This is a genomic window from Pseudomonas sp. HC1(2025) (genome assembly GCF_058742075.1).
This window is the reverse complement of record NZ_CP196017.1, coordinates 1,291,819-1,309,051: the sequence shown is the minus strand read 5'-3', so window position 1 is coordinate 1,309,051 and position 17,233 is coordinate 1,291,819. Positions and strand designations below refer to the sequence as shown.

The window sequence follows — 17,233 nt, the reverse complement described above, 5'->3', positions numbered from 1 at the left end:
ACGTTACAGATGCTGTAGCTGTGCCGCTCACAAATGGTTTTCGAGGTGGCAAAAAGGGGGCCAAGCCCCCTTTTTGCTTACTGAGTCAACGCCAGGGCGTCAATTACTCAGCTGCAGCGACCGGTGCTTCTTCAGCAGCGAACTCTACGGTGCCGCCGCCAACATTGTTGCGGCCACGGATTACAGCGTCAGCCATCGAACCCATGTACAGCTGGATAGCGCGGATTGCGTCATCGTTGCCTGGGATGATGTAGTCAACGCCTTCCGGGCTGCTGTTGGTATCGACTACGCCGATAACCGGGATACCCAGCTTGTTGGCTTCGGTGATCGCGATGCGCTCGTGATCAACGTCGATAACGAACAGTGCGTCAGGCAGACCGCCCATGTCCTTGATACCACCCAGGGAACGATCGAGCTTTTCCAGGTCACGGGAGCGCATCAGCGCTTCTTTCTTGGTCAGCTTGGCGAAAGTACCGTCTTCGGCTTGCACTTCAAGGTCACGCAGACGCTTGATGGAAGCACGGATGGTTTTGAAGTTGGTCAGCATGCCGCCCAACCAGCGGTGATCGACGTACGGCGAACCGCAACGTGCTGCTTCTTCAGCAACGATCTTGCCAGCGGAACGCTTGGTGCCGACGAACAGAATCTTGTTTTTGCCCTGGGCCAGGCGCTCTACGAAAGTCAGAGCTTCGTTGAACATTGGCAGGGTTTTTTCAAGGTTGATGATGTGGATCTTGTTACGCGCGCCGAAAATGTATTTACCCATTTTCGGGTTCCAGTAACGGGTCTGGTGACCGAAGTGCACACCGGCCTTCAGCATATCGCGCATGTTGACTTGGGACATGATAGTTCCTTAATAAGTCGGGTTTGGCCTCCACGTATCCCAATGACCAACCAGCGGCTTCAAGGCCTCCGGCACCCAGGTCATCGTGTCGACACGTGTGTGGATTTAAGCTTTGCGGGGTATCCCCGGAAAGCGGCGCATTTTATACCACAGCAACGACAAAAACGAAACCCGCAATCGCATTTGCTTGCCGCCACCGCCACCCAAGCCATTGAATCGGGTGAAAATACCCACACCTTATAGAGAGAAGCGATATCCAGACACTCATGGTTTGTACCTTGCGTCTGTTAGAATCGCGTTTTTTGGGCTTGTGCGAACGCTGCACCTTTTTGTCGCACGCCCGTAAACCGTATTGATTTCAGCGCGTCGCGCTAGAGAGAGCCTGTATGACCGTTACCCTGAAAACCGCCGAAGACATCGCAGGCATGCGCGTTGCCGGCAAACTGGCGGCCGACGTGCTGGAAATGATTGCCGAACACGTCAAGCCTGGCGTCACCACTGAAGCCCTGGACCGCATCTGCCACGACTATATTGTCGACGTGCAGAAAGCCATCCCCGCGCCGCTGAACTACAAAGGCTTCCCCAAGTCGATCTGCACCTCGATCAACCACGTGGTCTGCCACGGCATCCCGGGCGACAAGCCGCTCAAGGACGGCGATACCCTGAACATCGATGTCACGGTGATCAAGGACGGCTACCACGGCGACACCAGCCGCATGTTCCACGTCGGCAACGTCCCGGTGTGGGCCGAGCGCCTGTCCCAGGTCACCCAGGAATGCATGTACAAAGCCATCGAGCTGGTCAAGCCGGGCTGCCGCCTGGGTGATATCGGCGAAGTGATCCAGAAGCACGCAGAAAAGAACGGTTTCTCGGTGGTCCGCGAATTCTGTGGCCACGGCATCGGCAAAGTGTTCCACGAAGAGCCGCAGATCCTGCACTACGGCCGCGCCGGCACCGGCATGGAGCTCAAGGCGGGCATGACCTTTACCATCGAGCCGATGATCAATCAGGGCAAGGCCGACACCAAGGTGCTGGGCGACGGCTGGACCGCCATCACCAAGGACCGCAAGCTCTCGGCGCAGTGGGAGCACACCCTGCTGGTCACCGAGACGGGCTACGAGATCTTCACCCTGCGCGCCGATGACACGATCCCTCGCGTTTCGGCCTGATGCTTGCAGCGGGCTTTCCAGATAGCGACGTTGTGACCTACACCTAGATAGAAAGGAAAGCCGATCGATGCCCCAGGTGGATCCCGAACTCTTCGACCGAGGCCAGTTCCAGGCGGAACTGGCGCTGAAGGCAAGCCCGATTGCCGCCTTCAAAAAGGCCATCCGCCAGGCCCGCGAGGTGCTCGACGGGCGTTTTCGCAGCGGCCGGGAGATTCGCCGACTGATCGAGGATCGCGCCTGGTTCGTCGATAACATCCTGCAAAAGGCCTGGGAACAGTTCGACTGGAGCGAAGACGCCGACATTGCCCTGGTGGCCGTCGGCGGCTATGGCCGGGGCGAACTGCACCCCTACTCCGATATCGACCTGCTGATCCTGCTGGACAGTGCCGACCATGAGATCTTTCGTGATTCCATCGAGCGTTTTCTGACGCTGCTGTGGGACATCGGCCTGGAAGTCGGCCAGAGCGTGCGCTCGGTGGCGGAATGCGCCGAAGAGGCCCGCGCCGACCTGACCGTGGTCACCAACCTGATGGAAAGCCGTACCATCTGCGGCCCCGAGCGCCTGCGCCAGCGCATGCTGGAAGTCACCAGCACCGCACACATGTGGCCGAGCAAGGAGTTCTTCCTGGCCAAGCGCGCCGAGCAGAAAGCCCGGCATCACAAGTACAACGACACCGAATACAACCTGGAACCCAACGTCAAGGGCTCGCCCGGCGGGCTGCGGGATATCCAGACCATCTTGTGGGTAGCCAGGCGCCAGTACGGCACCCTGAACCTGCGTGCCCTGGCCGGCGAAGGCTTTTTGGTCGAGAGCGAAAACGCCCTGCTGGCCTCGTCCCAGGAGTTTTTGTGGAAGGTGCGCTACGCCCTGCACATGCTGGCCGGACGCTCCGAAGACCGCCTGCTGTTCGACCACCAACGCTCCATCGCCGCCCTGCTGGGCTTCGAGGGCGAAGACGCGAAGACCAGTATCGAAAGCTTCATGCAGCAGTACTACCGGGTGGTCATGAGCATCGCCCAGCTCAGCGACCTGATCATCCAGCACTTTGAAGAAGTGATCCTGGCCCCGGAAGACGAAGCGCCGCCGCAACCGATCAACGCGCGCTTCCAACTGCACGATGGCTATATCGAGGCGCGCAACGACAACGTGTTCAAGCGCACGCCATTTGCCATGCTGGAAATTTTCGTGCTGATGGCCCAGCAACCGGAAATCAAGGGCGTACGCGCCGACACCATCCGTTTGCTGCGGGAAAACCGTCACCTGATCGATGACGAATTTCGCCATGACATCCGCAATACCAGCCTGTTTATCGAGCTGTTCAAGTGCAAGATCGGCATCCACCGCAACCTGCGGCGCATGAACCGCTACGGCATCCTTGGGCGCTACCTGCCGGAGTTCGGCTTTATTGTCGGGCAGATGCAGCACGACCTGTTCCACATCTATACAGTCGACGCCCACACCCTGAACCTGATCAAACACCTGCGTAAGTTGCAATACACCCAGGTGTCAGAGAAATTCCCGCTGGCCAGTAAGCTGATGGCCAGGCTGCCCAAGCCTGAGCTGATCTACCTCGCCGGCCTTTATCACGATATCGGCAAGGGCCGGCACGGCGACCATTCGGAAATCGGCGCGGTGGATGCGCAAGCCTTCTGCCAGCGTCACCAGTTACCGCAGTGGGACAGCCGCCTGATCGTCTGGCTGGTACAGAACCACCTGGTGATGTCCACCACCGCCCAGCGCAAGGACTTGTCCGACCCGCAGGTGATCCATGATTTTGCGCAGATCGTCGGCGACGAAACCCGCCTCGACTACCTGTACGTACTGACCGTCTCCGACATTAACGCCACCAACCCGACCCTCTGGAATTCGTGGCGCGCCAGCCTGTTGCGCCAGCTGTATACCGAGACCAAGCGCGCCTTGCGCCGGGGACTGGAAAACCCGGTGGACCGCGAAGAACAGATCCGCCGCACCCAGAACGCGGCCCTGGATATCCTGGTGCGTGGCGGCAACGACCCGGACGATGTGGAGCAACTCTGGTCGCAGTTGGGCGACGACTATTTCCTGCGCCACACCGCAGGCGACGTGGCCTGGCACACCGACGCGATCCTCCAGCAGCCGGCCGACGGTGGCCCGCTGGTGCTGATCAAGGAAACCACCCAGCGTGAATTCGAAGGCGGCACGCAGATATTCATCTACGCCCCGGACCAGCACGACTTCTTCGCCGTGACCGTGGCTGCGATGGACCAGCTCAATCTGAACATTCATGACGCCCGGGTCATTACGTCCAGCAGCCAGTTCACCCTCGACACCTACATCGTGCTCGACACCGAAGGCGAGTCCATCGGCGACAACCCCGAGCGGGTGAAAAAGATCCGCGCAGGCCTGACCGAAGCCCTGCGCAACCCCGACGACTACCCAACCATCATCCAGCGCCGGGTGCCGCGCCAGCTCAAGCATTTTGCCTTTGCGCCCCAGGTGACGATCCACAACGATGCCCAGCGCCCGGTGACCGTACTGGAACTCAGCGCGCCGGATCGCCCTGGCCTGCTGGCGCGGATCGGCGGGATTTTCCTGGAGTTTGACCTGTCGTTGCAAAACGCCAAGATTGCCACCCTGGGTGAGCGGGTCGAAGACGTGTTCTTTATCACCGATGCCGATAACCAGCCGCTGTCCGACCCTGAACTATGCCGCCGCTTGCAGGACGCCATCGTTGCGCAATTGAGCGTGAACCAGGAGCCTGGCGCGGAGTTGTCCAGAATAACCATTTGAGTTGAATTTAATTTCCCTGGGGGTGCGGACCTTGTAGGAGCTGGCTTGCCTGCGATGCGGGCGGCGCGGTGTATCTGGTACACCGAGGCGATGCCATCGCAGGCAAGCCAGCTCCCACAGGGCCGTGCTCAACGATAGAGGCCCCGATGAACAACGCCCTGAACCAACTGCAGCCCTACCCGTTCGAGAAACTGCGAGCCTTGCTGGGCAGCGTCACGCCGAACCCGGACAAACGCCCGATTGCCCTGTCCATCGGCGAACCCAAGCATAAATCCCCGGATTTCGTCGCCCAGGCCCTGGCCAACAACCTTGACCAGATGGCGGTGTACCCCACCACCCTGGGCATCCCCGCCTTGCGCGAGGCGATTGGCACGTGGTGCGAACGGCGTTTCAACGTGCCCAAGGGCTGGCTCGACCCGGCGCGCAATATCCTGCCGGTCAATGGCACTCGTGAAGCGCTGTTCGCCTTCACCCAGACCGTGGTCAACCGCGGCGACGATGCCCTGGTGGTCAGCCCGAACCCGTTCTACCAGATCTACGAAGGCGCAGCGTTCCTCGCCGGGGCCAAGCCGCATTACTTGCCGTGCCTGGATGAAAACGGCTTCAACCCGGATTTCGACGCGGTCTCGCCTGACATCTGGAAGCGTTGCCAGATCCTGTTCCTGTGCTCTCCCGGCAACCCGACCGGCGCACTGATCCCGGTCGACACCCTGAAAAAACTGATTGCCCTGGCCGACCAATACGACTTCGTGATCGCCGCCGACGAGTGCTACAGCGAGCTGTACTTCGACGAGCAAACCCCGCCACCGGGCCTGCTCAGCGCCTGTGTCGAACTGGGTCGCCAGGACTTCAAGCGCTGCGTGGTGTTCCACAGCCTGTCCAAGCGTTCCAACTTGCCGGGCCTGCGTTCCGGGTTTGTGGCCGGGGATGCCGAGATCCTCAAGGCCTTCCTGCTGTACCGCACCTACCACGGCTGCGCGATGCCGGTGCAAACCCAACTGGCGAGCATCGCCGCGTGGCAGGACGAAGCCCATGTACAGGCCAATCGCGACCTGTACCGGCAGAAATTCGACGCCGTGCTGGCGATCCTCAAACCGGTACTGAACGTACAGAACCCGGACGGGGGCTTCTACCTGTGGCCCAACGTTGAGGGCGATGATGCCGCGTTCTGCCGCGACCTGTTCGTGGAGGAACATGTGACCGTGGTGCCGGGCTCGTACCTGTCGCGGGAAGTCGAGGGTTTCAATCCAGGAGCTGGACGGGTGCGTCTGGCCTTGGTTGCGCCATTGGCCGAATGCGTCGAGGCGGCCGAACGAATTCGCGACTTTATCCAGCGCCGTCGTTGAAACACGGGGCCGCTCCCACCTCGGGGGCGGCCAACATTCGCCCACCTTTGGTAATTAGTTGCACTCCAGGCCCACCTCGACTCATACGCAGAAATAATTACTGCGGAACTACTCCGGCTAAATTCCCACTTTGTAGAGGCAACAAACTTTACAAAGAGCCTTCGCCTTTCTTACGTTGGCGCCGGAGTGCCTATGATCGCAAACCCAAGTTCAACCCCTTTCCCACTTCCTAGCCTGAGCACAAACGATACCGCCCCGAGCAATTCTTCAATAACAACAACCCATCCCGACAGCCCGTTAAAGTACGATCCCGCCCCTATTATTATCGAGCTTAATAACTTTGGAAAAAATGAGCCTTTTACAAAGTTAAGCGCCAGCAACTCAATCAAACTAACGCCCTACGATAAGAACTCCGTCACGCACGACCATCTCCCCGCAAAACATATGGCGGACGGAATAACCAACAGCGAACCCTACGAACTTTCATCCAGCGAAAAGTATCTGGCAGACAGCCTCTTCCCGCCCAAAAACAGTTCCTTGCGCCAGGCATTCCTCATCACTGACCAACGTGGTTCGCTCTCAACTTACGAATGGGCCCTGGCCGCCCCGCAATCGTCGTCGGCGCAAGAGCAATCGGAGTAGGTGCTTGAAGCCCTTTTCATCTCATCACTATCTGACAACCGCCCCATGAGTAGAGTCCATGAGCCAAGTAACCCCGTTATTCCCCAACATCCCTATCCAACAATTCGCACCCTCCAGCGACCACTCGCCGGCCGACCGCACAGCGCGCAACAAAAGAGGTGTCGCAGACAGCTCAAAACGCTGGTCGCCAGGCGTTATCACGGTGAGCCTGGACCTGGCAAACAAGAAAAGCCAAGCCCTGGTCATCGATGCACTCAAGGAGTGGGCCCATCACACGCCCGGCCTGCAGTTTGAAATCGTCGAGGGCAAACGCGGCGATATTCGTGTCTCCGACGACGAGGGTTTTACCGGCAGTTGGTCGGTCATCGGTACCGACGCCTTGCTGGTCGATGAAGACCAGCCCACCCTGCACCTGGACCGAACCGATAACTCCAAGCAGTTACGCACTCATGCCTTGCACGAATTCGGCCATGCCCTGGGCTTACTGCATGAACACCAGCACCCGCAAAGCACCTTGGATTGGGACGAGCAGGCGGTGCGTGACTATTTCGTCAGTGAGCGTTTCCCCGCAGAACTGGTCCAGGAACAAATACTCGACCCACTCACAGGTCCCGACGTGCAGAGCACAGCCTACGATCCACAATCTGTGATGCACTACCCCTTTCCCGCACACTTGAGCCGCAAGGGGCATGGCACCTCGGAAAACTTCTTTCTGTCGCCGGGTGACCAGGAGGCCATCAGGAGGCTATACCGGCCGAATATCCCCGGGGTGAGCTGACGGCACCGCACAGGCCTACTTCTGCGTGCCCAGGTTGGCTTCGCTCATATCCAGGTCCGCCAGCACTTCGCGCAGCACGTCATCACCAATCTGGTGGTGACGGCTCAGGCTATACAATTCCAGGCGTTGCGCGCGCAGGGCCTTGAGCCGCAGCTTGCGCTCCAGTTGATCCATCTGCAGCGCCAGCGCCTGGGCTTCGGCCGAGTCATTGAACACCTCCAGTTGATGGCGATATTCCGACATGATCCGCGCCTTGAGCTCCGCTGCCAGCGCAGCCTGGGCCGCGTCCAGGGGCGCCTCTGCCGCCTCCTCAACCTCAAGGGCATGAATCGCGGCCTCGGCGGTTTTCCTCCAGGCATCGCGCACCTCGCCGCGGCGCTTGTCATCCGGACTCTTCTCGATGCCCCGCAGCAACAGGGGCAAGGCAATACAGGCGGCCACCAACGACAACAGGATGACCCCGGCGGCAATGAAGATCAGCAGGTCGCGCTCTGGAAATGCCTGGCCGGGGGCGAACAGCAACGGCACCGACATCACACCGGCCAGGGTCACCGCCCCGCGCACCCCGCCGACGGTCAATAGCCAGCAGGATCGGGCCGTTGGCACCAGGGTCAGCTCGCTTTTTCCGCGCAGGCGGCGTAGAAGGCCGGACAGGCGCCAGATGCTCTGCACCCAGATAAACCGCAGCACCAGCAGCACCAGGAAGATCGCGATCACGTCCAGGCAGCGATAGAACAAGGTCGGCCACAGCATGCTTTCGTGGCTGGTCACCGCCTTGATGATGTCGGGCAATTGCAGGCCCAGCAGCAGGAAGATCAGCCCGTTGAAGGCAAACTCCAGCAGTGACCAGACACTGCGATTGAGCAAGCGCGTACTGGTCTGGCGTGGCAGCAGGTCGAGCCAGCTCTGCATCATGCCCGCCGCCACCGCCGACAAAATCCCCGACGCCCCCAGGCGCTCAGCCAGCACATAGGCGGCAAACGGCAGCAGCAACATAAACACCACGTGGGTCGCCGGGTCATCCCAACCCCGGGCAATCATCCAGGCCCGCAAGCGCCCCACCAGCCAGCTCAGGGCCACACCGATGGCCAGGCCACCGAGCGCCACCAGCACAAACGTAAGGCTGGCGTCGGCCAGGGAAAACACCCCGGTCAACGCCGCCACCAGGGCGAACTTGAAGGTCACCAGGCCCGACGCATCGTTCATCAGGGCTTCGCCCTGGAGCATATGCATCAAGGGTGTGGGCAGGCGGTTCTGGGAAATTGCCGACACCGCCACCGCGTCTGTCGGCGATAAAACGGCCGCCAGGGCGAAGGCCACCGGCAGCGGAATACTCGGCAGCAACCAATGGATAAAGTAACCGGCGCCCACCACGGTAAACAGCACCAGCCCCACCGCCAACGTCAGGATCGGCCCGCGCAGGCGCCACAATTCACGCTTGGGCATGCGCCAGCCGTCGGAGAACAGCAGCGGCGGCAGGAACAGGAAAAGAAACAACTCAGGGTCCAGTGCCACATGCAGCCCCAGGGTTGGCCACGCCAGCAAGGCACCAGCGGCAATCTGCACCAAGGGCAACGGCAACGGGATAACACGCCCGACCAGACGCGAAACGCTGACCAGCATCAGCAGGATAAGAACGGTGTAGGCGGTTTGCATAAAGCGGGGTTCCTGGACAATCGACTTGCAATGACACACTTGAGGCAACAACGCGCCTTTGAAGTGCCATATTAGCTGCCTATGCTGCTGGATGACCGTTGCACATAAGTCGCAGCCAGGGCCTAGACCAATGGATAGCGGACCGCAGAGCGACACATTGAAAAATGCACCATTTTAGGTACACTCCAGCACATGAGTAAAAACTCACTCACTTTACATGTGAGCTTTTTTCGCACTGACGCAGGTAACGAGCCGGTACGTGAATGGCTGATAGATCTGCCCCGTGAACACCGGCGAATCATTGGGATAGAAATAAAAACCGTGCAACTGGGATGGCCAATCGGCATGCCCGTAGTGCGAAAGCTCGATTCAGGGCTATGGGAGGTCAGGGTTGAACTGGAGGGCACCATCGCCCGCATTATCTTCACGGTGATCGGCAGCAACATGGTGCTACTCCACGGTTTCATCAAGAAAAGCCAAAAGACACCGGCGTACGACATGGCAACCGCCAAGCAGCGTAAGGCAAGGTTATGAGGTACCACACATGAACAAGCATATCGGTTCTGACTTCGATGATTTCCTCGCCGAGCAAGGGCTCGGCGAGGAAGTCTGCGCGGCGGCCCTCAAGCGTGTCATCGCCTGGCAGATCGCGCAGGCGATGAAGCACCAACGAGTCAGCAAAAAAGCGCTGGCAGAGCGGATGCACACCAGCAGAACCGCCGTGGACCGTGCCCTTGATCAAAATGACTCGGGTATGACCCTCGCCACTTTGGCCAGCGCTGCCAGGGCCCTGGGCCAACGCGTGGAAATCCGCCTGGTTCCAGAGGATCAAGCAGCCCACGCATGACCTGCCCACCTTTGGACCAGGTAGCCTGCGCGCAGTGGCTCTACGTGGCATAATCCTTGGCTGAATTTTTGCGACCCTATTGGGGAGATTTTTAGGAATGAAATATGCCCAATAAAAACAATCAGTTACAGATTTTCGGCATCAAAGCCTGCGACACCATGAAAAAGGCTCGTACCTGGCTCGATGAAAATGCCATCAGCTATGAGTTTCATGACTACAAGACAGCCGGTATCGACCGCGAACACTTGACCCAATGGTGCAACGAGCACGGTTGGCAGGTGGTTTTGAACCGTGCAGGCACGACCTTTCGCAAACTCGAAGACGAACGCAAAGCCGATCTCGACCAGGCGAAAGCCATTGAACTGATGCTCGCACAACCCTCGATGATCAAGCGTCCAGTGCTCGATCTCGGTGACAGAACCCTGATTGGCTTCAAGCCAGAAAGTTATTCGGCGGCCCTCAAGTAGGCCAGCCACTTCATTTTTGTAGAGGTAACAGCATGTCCAATTCCCTGTTCAGCCTGGGCTTCGGCGTCGGCACCCAGAACCGCCAAGGTGCTTGGCTGGAAGTGTTTTACGCGCAGCCATTGCTCAACCCTTCGGCCGAAATCGTCGCCGCCATCGCGCCGATCCTTGGCTACACCGAAGGCAACCGGGCGATCACCTTCACCATTGCCCAAGCCTCGCAACTGGCTGACGCACTGAAAAATGTAGATGCCACCCAGGCCGCCCTGCTGACCCGCCTGGCCGAAAGCCACAAGCCGCTGGTCGCCACGCTGTTGGCTGAAGACGCCGCACTGACCTCCACGCCAGAGGCCTACCTCAAGCTGCACCTGCTGTCCCATCGCCTGGTCAAGCCCCATGGCCTGAGCCTGGCCGGTGTGTTCCCGCAACTGCCGAACGTAGCCTGGACCAGCCAGGGTGCGATCGACATTGGCGAACTGGCCGAACGCCAGCTGGAAGCACGCCTGCGTGGCGAGTTGCTGGAAGTGTTCTCGGTGGACAAGTTCCCGAAAATGACCGACTACGTGGTCCCGGCCGGTGTGCGGATCGCCGATGCCGCGCGTCTGCGCCTGGGCGCCTATGTGGGCGAAGGCACCACCGTGATGCATGAAGGCTTCATCAACTTCAACGCAGGCACCGAAGGCCCGGGCATGATCGAAGGCCGTGTATCGGCTGGCGTATTCGTCGGCAAGGGTTCGGACCTGGGCGGCGGTTGCTCCACCATGGGCACCCTGTCGGGCGGCGGCAACATCGTGATCAAGGTCGGCGAAGGCTGCCTGATCGGCGCCAACGCCGGTATCGGTATTCCATTGGGCGACCGCAACACCGTGGAATCAGGGCTGTACGTGACTGCTGGCACTAAAGTGGCGCTGCTCGATGAGCAGAACCAACTGGTCAAGGTGGTCAAGGCCCGTGAATTGGCTGGCCAGCCGGACCTGCTGTTCCGCCGTAACTCCGAGACCGGTGCCGTGGAGTGCAAAACCCACAAGTCGGCCATCGAACTGAACGCAGCGCTGCACGCTCACAACTAAGCAGCGACTCGATGCCACCGGAGCCGGCCGTGCCTTGCAGCACGGCCGGTTCATATGAGTCTTCAATCCCATGCTTGTGCCCTCGCCCTGGCGCGCCGATTTCCCGGCCATCGCTACCTTGCAACGGCAAGACCAGACCTACCTGGACAACGCCGCCACCACGCAAAAACCTCAAGCCCTGTTGGACGCCCTTAGCCATTACTACGCCAATGGCGCAGCCAATGTGCACCGTGCCCAGCATTTGCCGGGCGCCCATGCGACCCAGGCGTTCGAGGACAGTCGCAGCAAAGTGGCGCAATGGCTCAACGCAGGTGACAGCGGGCAGATCATCTTTACCCACGGCGCGACGTCTGCGCTGAACCTCCTGGCCTATGGCCTTGAGCACCTCTTCAATCGGGGCGATGAAATTGTCATCAGCGCCCTGGAACATCACGCCAACCTGTTGCCCTGGCAGCAGTTGGCCAAACGCCGTGAGCTCACGCTGGTGGTGCTGCCCCTCGACGACGAGGGCTTGATCGACCTGCAAGCCGCCGCCGCGCTGATCGGGCCTCGCACCCGGCTACTGGCGGTGAGCCAGCTGTCCAACGTGCTGGGCGCCTGGCAGCCCCTCGCACAGTTGCTGGCACTGGCCCAGGCCCACGACGCCTTGACCGTGGTGGACGGCGCCCAGGGTATCGTCCACGGGCGCCATGACGTGCAGGCCCTGGGCTGTGACTTCTATGTGTTTTCCAGCCACAAGCTCTACGGCCCGGACGGCGTCGGCGTGCTTTATGGCCGCACCGAAGCCCTGCATCGGCTGCGCCACTGGCAGTTTGGCGGCGAGATGGTGCAACAGGCCGACTACCACAGCGCCAGCTTCCGCCCCGCGCCCCTGGGTTTCGAAGCGGGCACGCCGCCGATTGCCGGGGTGATTGGCCTGGGGGCGACCCTGGACTACCTCAACTCCCTGGATCAACAGGCGGTGCTCGCCCACGAAGCGGCGCTGCATGACTACCTGTTGCGCGGCTTGCAGGCGCGCAATGGCGTGCGCCTGCTGGGCGCGCCGCAGGTGGCCCTGGCCAGCTTTGTGGTGGACGGCGTACACAACGCCGACCTCGCCCACCTGCTGACCGAGCAGGGCATCGCGGTCCGCGCCGGCCATCACTGTGCAATGCCCCTGCTCAAGAGCCTGCATTTATCTGGGGCGATCCGGGTTTCTTTGGCGCTGTACAACGACTCCGATGACCTGGAGCGCTTTTTTGAAGCGCTGGACCAGGCACTGGACATGCTGCGATGAGCCTGCCAGTGGATGCGCAGGCCGCACTGCTGGCCTTTCAGGCGGTCGGCAGCTGGGAGCAACGCGCCCGCCTGCTGATGCAATGGGGCGAGCGGCTGCCGGTGTTGGCGGATGAAGGCAAGGTCGACGCCAACCTGGTGCAGGGCTGTGAAAGCCTGGTGTGGCTGGTAGGGCGACTGCAGGACGGCCATTGGCAGTTTGCCGCCAGCAGCGATGCGCGCATGATTCGTGGGCTGGTGGCCTTGTTGCTGGCGCGGGTCAATGGGCTCTCGGCGGCCGAATTACAGGCAGTCGACTTGCCTGACTGGTTCAACCAACTGGGGCTCTCCCGCCAGCTGTCGCCGTCGCGCAGCAATGGCCTGAATGCAGTCCTGCAGCGCATGCGCGACTTGAGCCATACGCAAAACTAACTGTGGGAGCGGGCTTGCTCGCGATTGCGGTGGGTCAGCCAATCGATGTACCGACTGATCTGCCGCTATCGCGAGCAAGCCCGCTCCCAAATTTTTGATTGATGCAGGGCAGTGATATTTATGCAGGCTTGACCCGCTCCGAAGGCCTGCGCACTCCGGCCACGATCTTGTCCACCGCCTTGGTCGCCGCCACCATGCCAAAGGTCGCCGTCACCATCATCACTGCGCCAAACCCACCCGCGCAGTCCAGCTTCACCCCATCGCCCACAAAACTCTTCTGCAAACAGATGCTGCCGTCAGGCTTGGGATAACGCAGCTGTTCGGTGGAAAACACACAAGGCACGCTGTAGTGACGGGTCACGGTGCGCGAGAAGCCGTAGTCGCGGCGCAAGGTGGAGCGCACTTTCGAGGCCAGCGGGTCGTTGAACGTGCGGTTCAGGTCGCACACCTGGATCAGCGTCGGGTCAATCTGCCCGCCAGCGCCACCGGTGGTGATGATCTGGATCTTGCGGCGCTTGCACCAGGCGATCAGCGCTGCCTTGGCGTTGACCGCGTCGATGCAGTCGATCACGCAGTCGATAGTCGGCGTGATGTACTCGGCCATGGTGTCGCGGGTCACGAAATCCGCCACCGCGTGCACGGTGCAATCGGGGTTGATCGCGCGCAGGCGCCCAGCCATCACCTCGACCTTGGGCTTGCCCACGGTGCTGTCCAGGGCATGCAACTGGCGATTGCTGTTGCTGACGCACACGTCGTCCAGGTCAAACAGCGAAATCTCGCCCACCCCGCAACGGGCCATGGCTTCTGCCGCCCACGAGCCAACACCGCCCACGCCGACGATGGCCACATGGGCCGCTTTCAAGCGTTCCAGACCTTCAATGCCATATAGGCGGGCGACACCGGCAAACCGTGGATCTTCTGTGCTCATAACCATTACCCCAAAAACCGGCGCGCATTATAGGGCTACGCAGCGATAAGTTCTAAACTACAAGCTATAAGTAAAGAACTTACCAGCGCTTTCGCTGCCCAATACCCGGTTTTTCCTGGCTTGCTGTACGCTCAGGGAAGGGCCGGTGTAGGATGCGCGCCGTTCGACACCTCCATTCGTTCCACACCCTTTGGAACCCGAAACAGCTATGTCATCGCGTAAATTTGGACTCAACCTGGTGGTGGTGCTGGCAATTGCCGCGCTGTTCACTGGTTTCTGGGCGCTGATCAACCGCCCGGTCACTACTCCCAACTGGCCCCAGCAGATTTCCGGCTTTTCCTACTCGCCGTTCCAGCAGGGCCAGTACCCGCAGAAAGACCAGTATCCGAGCGACGAGCAGATGCGTCAGGACCTGGCGATCATGAGCAAGCTGACGGACAACATCCGTACCTATTCGGTCGACGGCACCCTGGGGGATATTCCCAAGCTGGCGGAAGAGTTCGGCCTGCGCGTGACCCTGGGGATCTGGATCAGCCCGGACCTGGAGCGCAACGAGCGCGAAATCCAGCGGGCCATCGAGATCGCCAACACCTCGCGCAGCGTAGTGCGCGTGGTGGTCGGCAACGAGGCGATCTTTCGCAAGGAAATCACCCCTGAGGAGCTGATTGTCCTGCTGGACCGGGTGCGCGCTGCCGTCAAAGTGCCGGTGACCACCTCCGAGCAGTGGCACATCTGGGAGCACAACCCGCAGTTGGGCAAGCATGTCGACCTGATCGCCGCGCACGTGCTGCCGTACTGGGAACATGTGCCGATGGCCCAGGCCGGGCAATTCGTCCTCGACCGGGCCAAGGATCTGAAGAAGACCTTCCCGAAAAAACCACTGCTGCTGTCGGAAGTGGGCTGGCCGAGCAACGGTCGCATGCGCGGTGGCGCGGACGCCTCCCCGGCCGACCAGGCCATTTACCTGCGTACCCTGGTGAACAAGCTGAACCGCCAGGGCTACAACTACTTCGTGATCGAAGCCTTCGACCAACCCTGGAAAGCCAGTGACGAAGGCTCGGTCGGCGCCTACTGGGGTGTGTTCAACGCCGCGCGCCAGCAGAAATTCAACTTTGAAGGCCCGGTAGTGGCGATCCCGCAGTGGCGAGTGCTGGCCATCGGCTCGGTGGTGCTGGCGCTGCTGTCGCTGACCCTGCTGATGATCGACGGCTCGGCCCTGCGCCAGCGTGGCCGCACCTTCCTGACCTTTATCGCGTTCCTGTGCGGGTCGGTGCTGGTATGGATCGGCTACGACTACAGTCAGCAATACAGCACCTGGTTCAGCCTGACGGTGGGTTTCCTGCTGGCACTCGGTGCGCTCGGGGTGTTTATCGTGCTGCTGACCGAGGCCCATGAGCTGGCGGAAGCGGTCTGGACTCACAAGCGCCGGCGCGAATTCCTACCGGTTGAAGGCGATTCGGACTACCGCCCGAAAGTGTCTATCCATGTGCCGTGCTACAACGAGCCACCGGAGATGGTCAAACAGACCCTCGACGCCCTGGCCGCCCTCGATTACCCGGACTACGAAGTCCTGATCATCGACAACAACACCAAGGACCCGGCCGTGTGGGAACCGGTGCGCGACTACTGTGAAACGCTGGGCCCGCGCTTCAAGTTCTTCCACGTCGCGCCCCTGGCCGGTTTCAAGGGCGGCGCGCTGAACTACCTGATCCCGCATACCGCCAAGGATGCCGAAGTGATCGCGGTGATCGATTCGGACTACTGCGTGTCGCCCAACTGGCTCAAGCACATGGTGCCGCACTTCGCCGATCCGAAAATCGCCGTGGTGCAGTCGCCCCAGGATTACCGCGACCAGAACGAAAGCACCTTCAAGAAGCTCTGCTACGCCGAATACAAAGGCTTCTTCCATATTGGCATGGTCACCCGCAACGACCGCGACGCGATCATCCAGCATGGCACCATGACCATGACCCGTCGTTCGGTACTCGAAGAGCTGGGCTGGGCCGACTGGTGCATCTGTGAGGACGCCGAACTGGGCCTACGGGTATTCGAGAAAGGTCTGTCGGCTGCGTACTACCACACCAGCTACGGCAAGGGCCTGATGCCCGATACCTTTATCGACTTCAAGAAACAGCGGTTCCGTTGGGCCTATGGCGCAATCCAGATCATCAAGCGCCACACCGCCAGCCTGTTGCGCGGCAAGGACACCGAACTGACCCGTGGCCAGCGCTACCACTTCCTCGCGGGCTGGTTGCCGTGGGTGGCAGATGGCATGAACATCTTCTTCACCGTCGGCGCCCTGTTGTGGTCGGCGGCGATGATCATTGTGCCGACCCGGGTCGACCCGCCGCTGCTGATCTTCGCAATCCCGCCGTTGGCGCTGTTTGTGTTCAAGGTCGGCAAGATCATCTTCCTCTACCGCCGCGCCGTTGGCGTAAACCTCAAGGATGCGTTCTGCGCGGCCCTGGCCGGGCTGGCGTTGTCCCACACCATTGCCAAAGCGGTGCTGTATGGTTTCTTCACCACCAGTATTCCGTTCTTTCGCACACCGAAAAACGCGGATAACCACGGCTTCTGGGTAGCAATTTCCGAAGCGCGGGAAGAGATGTTCATCATGTTGCTGCTGTGGGGCGCGGCGCTGGGGATCTACCTGGTGCAGGGCCTGCCGAGCAACGACATGCGCTTCTGGGTGGTGATGTTGCTGGTGCAATCGCTGCCGTATGTGGCGGCGCTGATCATGGCGTTCCTGTCGTCACTGCCGAAACCGGCAGCGGTGGCGGAGCCTGCAACCGCTGCGTAAAAACTTGCGCAATGCACTAAACGGCGGCCTCTGGTCGCCGTTTTGCTATAAGATAACGGCCCTTTTGCAGAGCTGGCTCAGGCCATGCTCTATGTGGGAGCGGGCTTGCTCGCGATAGCGGTGAACCAGCCAGTGCACTTGTAACTGACAGACCGCTATCGCGAGCAAGCCCGCTCCCACATTGGATTTGCGCCGCTGTTCAAATTCGTCCTGCGCCCATAACACGCTTTCGG

General features: G+C 60.5%; 15 protein-coding genes. 12 read left to right on the top strand and 3 right to left on the bottom strand.

Annotation, left to right across the window (positions count from 1 at the left end; all coding sequences use genetic code 11):
* Positions 1-103: 103 nt before the first annotated feature.
* Positions 104-844, bottom strand: a complete 741-nt coding sequence (rpsB, locus tag ACSSVH_RS05710; RefSeq protein WP_029297291.1) for a 30S ribosomal protein S2 — start codon at positions 842-844, stop codon at positions 104-106.
* A 386-nt stretch (positions 845-1,230) separates the two neighbouring features.
* Here rpsB and map point away from each other — a divergent pair, with 386 nt between their 5' ends.
* The 5 genes from map (at position 1,231) to ACSSVH_RS05685 (ending at position 7,549) form a co-directional block, all read left to right on the top strand.
* Positions 1,231-2,013, top strand: coding sequence for a type I methionyl aminopeptidase (gene map, locus ACSSVH_RS05705; RefSeq protein WP_032858167.1), 783 nt, complete (start codon positions 1,231-1,233; stop codon positions 2,011-2,013).
* Between the two features lie 67 nt (positions 2,014-2,080).
* A complete protein-coding gene (locus ACSSVH_RS05700; RefSeq protein ID WP_169955737.1) occupies positions 2,081-4,783 on the top strand; it encodes a [protein-PII] uridylyltransferase in 2,703 nt (900 codons plus the stop codon).
* A 146-nt stretch (positions 4,784-4,929) separates the two neighbouring features.
* Positions 4,930-6,129: a succinyldiaminopimelate transaminase gene (dapC, locus tag ACSSVH_RS05695; RefSeq protein ID WP_492634206.1), complete on the top strand. Its 1,200-nt coding sequence runs from the start codon at positions 4,930-4,932 to the stop codon at positions 6,127-6,129.
* Between the two features lie 192 nt (positions 6,130-6,321).
* Entirely contained in the window at positions 6,322-6,771 is a 450-nt protein-coding gene (locus tag ACSSVH_RS05690) for a hypothetical protein (protein WP_492634205.1), read from the top strand.
* 58 nt (positions 6,772-6,829) lie between these two features.
* Positions 6,830-7,549 carry a M12 family metallopeptidase gene (locus tag ACSSVH_RS05685; RefSeq protein WP_492634204.1) on the top strand — a complete coding sequence of 240 codons (720 nt, stop codon included), beginning with the start codon at positions 6,830-6,832 and terminating at the stop codon, positions 7,547-7,549.
* Positions 7,550-7,564: 15 nt separating this feature from the next.
* On the opposite strand, the gene ACSSVH_RS05680 is transcribed toward ACSSVH_RS05685, so the two are convergent.
* Positions 7,565-9,205, bottom strand: coding sequence for a Na+/H+ antiporter (locus ACSSVH_RS05680; protein ID WP_170042929.1), 1,641 nt, complete (start codon positions 9,203-9,205; stop codon positions 7,565-7,567).
* A gap of 192 nt (positions 9,206-9,397) precedes the next feature.
* Here ACSSVH_RS05680 and ACSSVH_RS05675 point away from each other — a divergent pair, with 192 nt between their 5' ends.
* The 6 genes from ACSSVH_RS05675 (at position 9,398) to ACSSVH_RS05650 (ending at position 13,272) form a co-directional block, all read left to right on the top strand.
* Positions 9,398-9,739: a type II toxin-antitoxin system RelE/ParE family toxin gene (locus ACSSVH_RS05675; protein WP_169955732.1), complete on the top strand. Its 342-nt coding sequence runs from the start codon at positions 9,398-9,400 to the stop codon at positions 9,737-9,739.
* A 10-nt stretch (positions 9,740-9,749) separates the two neighbouring features.
* Positions 9,750-10,052 (top strand): helix-turn-helix domain-containing protein, encoded by a 303-nt coding sequence (locus tag ACSSVH_RS05670; protein ID WP_070995736.1) that lies wholly within the window; start codon positions 9,750-9,752, stop codon positions 10,050-10,052.
* A 104-nt stretch (positions 10,053-10,156) separates the two neighbouring features.
* The gene (locus tag ACSSVH_RS05665) at positions 10,157-10,519 is read left to right on the top strand and encodes an ArsC family reductase (RefSeq protein ID WP_169955731.1); all 363 of its coding nucleotides are present in this window, start codon (positions 10,157-10,159) and stop codon (positions 10,517-10,519) included.
* Between the two features lie 32 nt (positions 10,520-10,551).
* The gene (dapD, locus tag ACSSVH_RS05660) at positions 10,552-11,586 is read left to right on the top strand and encodes a 2,3,4,5-tetrahydropyridine-2,6-dicarboxylate N-succinyltransferase (RefSeq protein ID WP_169955730.1); all 1,035 of its coding nucleotides are present in this window, start codon (positions 10,552-10,554) and stop codon (positions 11,584-11,586) included.
* Positions 11,587-11,656: 70 nt separating this feature from the next.
* Entirely contained in the window at positions 11,657-12,862 is a 1,206-nt protein-coding gene (locus tag ACSSVH_RS05655) for an aminotransferase class V-fold PLP-dependent enzyme (RefSeq protein ID WP_492634203.1), read from the top strand.
* Positions 12,859-13,272, top strand: a complete 414-nt coding sequence (locus ACSSVH_RS05650) for a SufE family protein (RefSeq protein WP_170058327.1) — start codon at positions 12,859-12,861, stop codon at positions 13,270-13,272. The genes ACSSVH_RS05655 and ACSSVH_RS05650 overlap by 4 nt, the downstream gene beginning before the upstream one ends.
* Before the next feature lie 118 nt (positions 13,273-13,390).
* Here ACSSVH_RS05650 and tcdA read toward each other — a convergent pair whose 3' ends face one another.
* Complete coding sequence (tcdA, locus tag ACSSVH_RS05645; RefSeq protein WP_492634202.1) at positions 13,391-14,200, bottom strand: tRNA cyclic N6-threonylcarbamoyladenosine(37) synthase TcdA; 810 nt, start codon at positions 14,198-14,200, stop codon at positions 13,391-13,393.
* A 208-nt stretch (positions 14,201-14,408) separates the two neighbouring features.
* Here tcdA and ACSSVH_RS05640 point away from each other — a divergent pair, with 208 nt between their 5' ends.
* On the top strand, positions 14,409-17,000 hold the full coding sequence (locus ACSSVH_RS05640) for a glycosyltransferase (protein WP_169955726.1): 2,592 nt from the start codon (positions 14,409-14,411) through the stop codon (positions 16,998-17,000).
* The last annotated feature ends 233 nt before the right edge of the window (positions 17,001-17,233 follow it).

What these genes read in the sequence shown, in the direction of transcription:
- rpsB (WP_029297291.1), bottom strand. Translation starts at nt 844, where the DNA reads ATGTCCCAAGTCAACATGCGCGATATGCTGAAGGCCGGTGTGCACTTC.
- map (WP_032858167.1), top strand. Translation starts at nt 1,231, where the DNA reads ATGACCGTTACCCTGAAAACCGCCGAAGACATCGCAGGCATGCGCGTT.
- ACSSVH_RS05700 (WP_169955737.1), top strand. Translation starts at nt 2,081, where the DNA reads ATGCCCCAGGTGGATCCCGAACTCTTCGACCGAGGCCAGTTCCAGGCG.
- dapC (WP_492634206.1), top strand. Translation starts at nt 4,930, where the DNA reads ATGAACAACGCCCTGAACCAACTGCAGCCCTACCCGTTCGAGAAACTG.
- ACSSVH_RS05690 (WP_492634205.1), top strand. Translation starts at nt 6,322, where the DNA reads ATGATCGCAAACCCAAGTTCAACCCCTTTCCCACTTCCTAGCCTGAGC.
- ACSSVH_RS05685 (WP_492634204.1), top strand. Translation starts at nt 6,830, where the DNA reads ATGAGCCAAGTAACCCCGTTATTCCCCAACATCCCTATCCAACAATTC.
- ACSSVH_RS05680 (WP_170042929.1), bottom strand. Translation starts at nt 9,205, where the DNA reads ATGCAAACCGCCTACACCGTTCTTATCCTGCTGATGCTGGTCAGCGTT.
- ACSSVH_RS05675 (WP_169955732.1), top strand. Translation starts at nt 9,398, where the DNA reads ATGAGTAAAAACTCACTCACTTTACATGTGAGCTTTTTTCGCACTGAC.
- ACSSVH_RS05670 (WP_070995736.1), top strand. Translation starts at nt 9,750, where the DNA reads ATGAACAAGCATATCGGTTCTGACTTCGATGATTTCCTCGCCGAGCAA.
- ACSSVH_RS05665 (WP_169955731.1), top strand. Translation starts at nt 10,157, where the DNA reads ATGCCCAATAAAAACAATCAGTTACAGATTTTCGGCATCAAAGCCTGC.
- dapD (WP_169955730.1), top strand. Translation starts at nt 10,552, where the DNA reads ATGTCCAATTCCCTGTTCAGCCTGGGCTTCGGCGTCGGCACCCAGAAC.
- ACSSVH_RS05655 (WP_492634203.1), top strand. Translation starts at nt 11,657, where the DNA reads ATGCTTGTGCCCTCGCCCTGGCGCGCCGATTTCCCGGCCATCGCTACC.
- ACSSVH_RS05650 (WP_170058327.1), top strand. Translation starts at nt 12,859, where the DNA reads ATGAGCCTGCCAGTGGATGCGCAGGCCGCACTGCTGGCCTTTCAGGCG.
- tcdA (WP_492634202.1), bottom strand. Translation starts at nt 14,200, where the DNA reads ATGAGCACAGAAGATCCACGGTTTGCCGGTGTCGCCCGCCTATATGGC.
- ACSSVH_RS05640 (WP_169955726.1), top strand. Translation starts at nt 14,409, where the DNA reads ATGTCATCGCGTAAATTTGGACTCAACCTGGTGGTGGTGCTGGCAATT.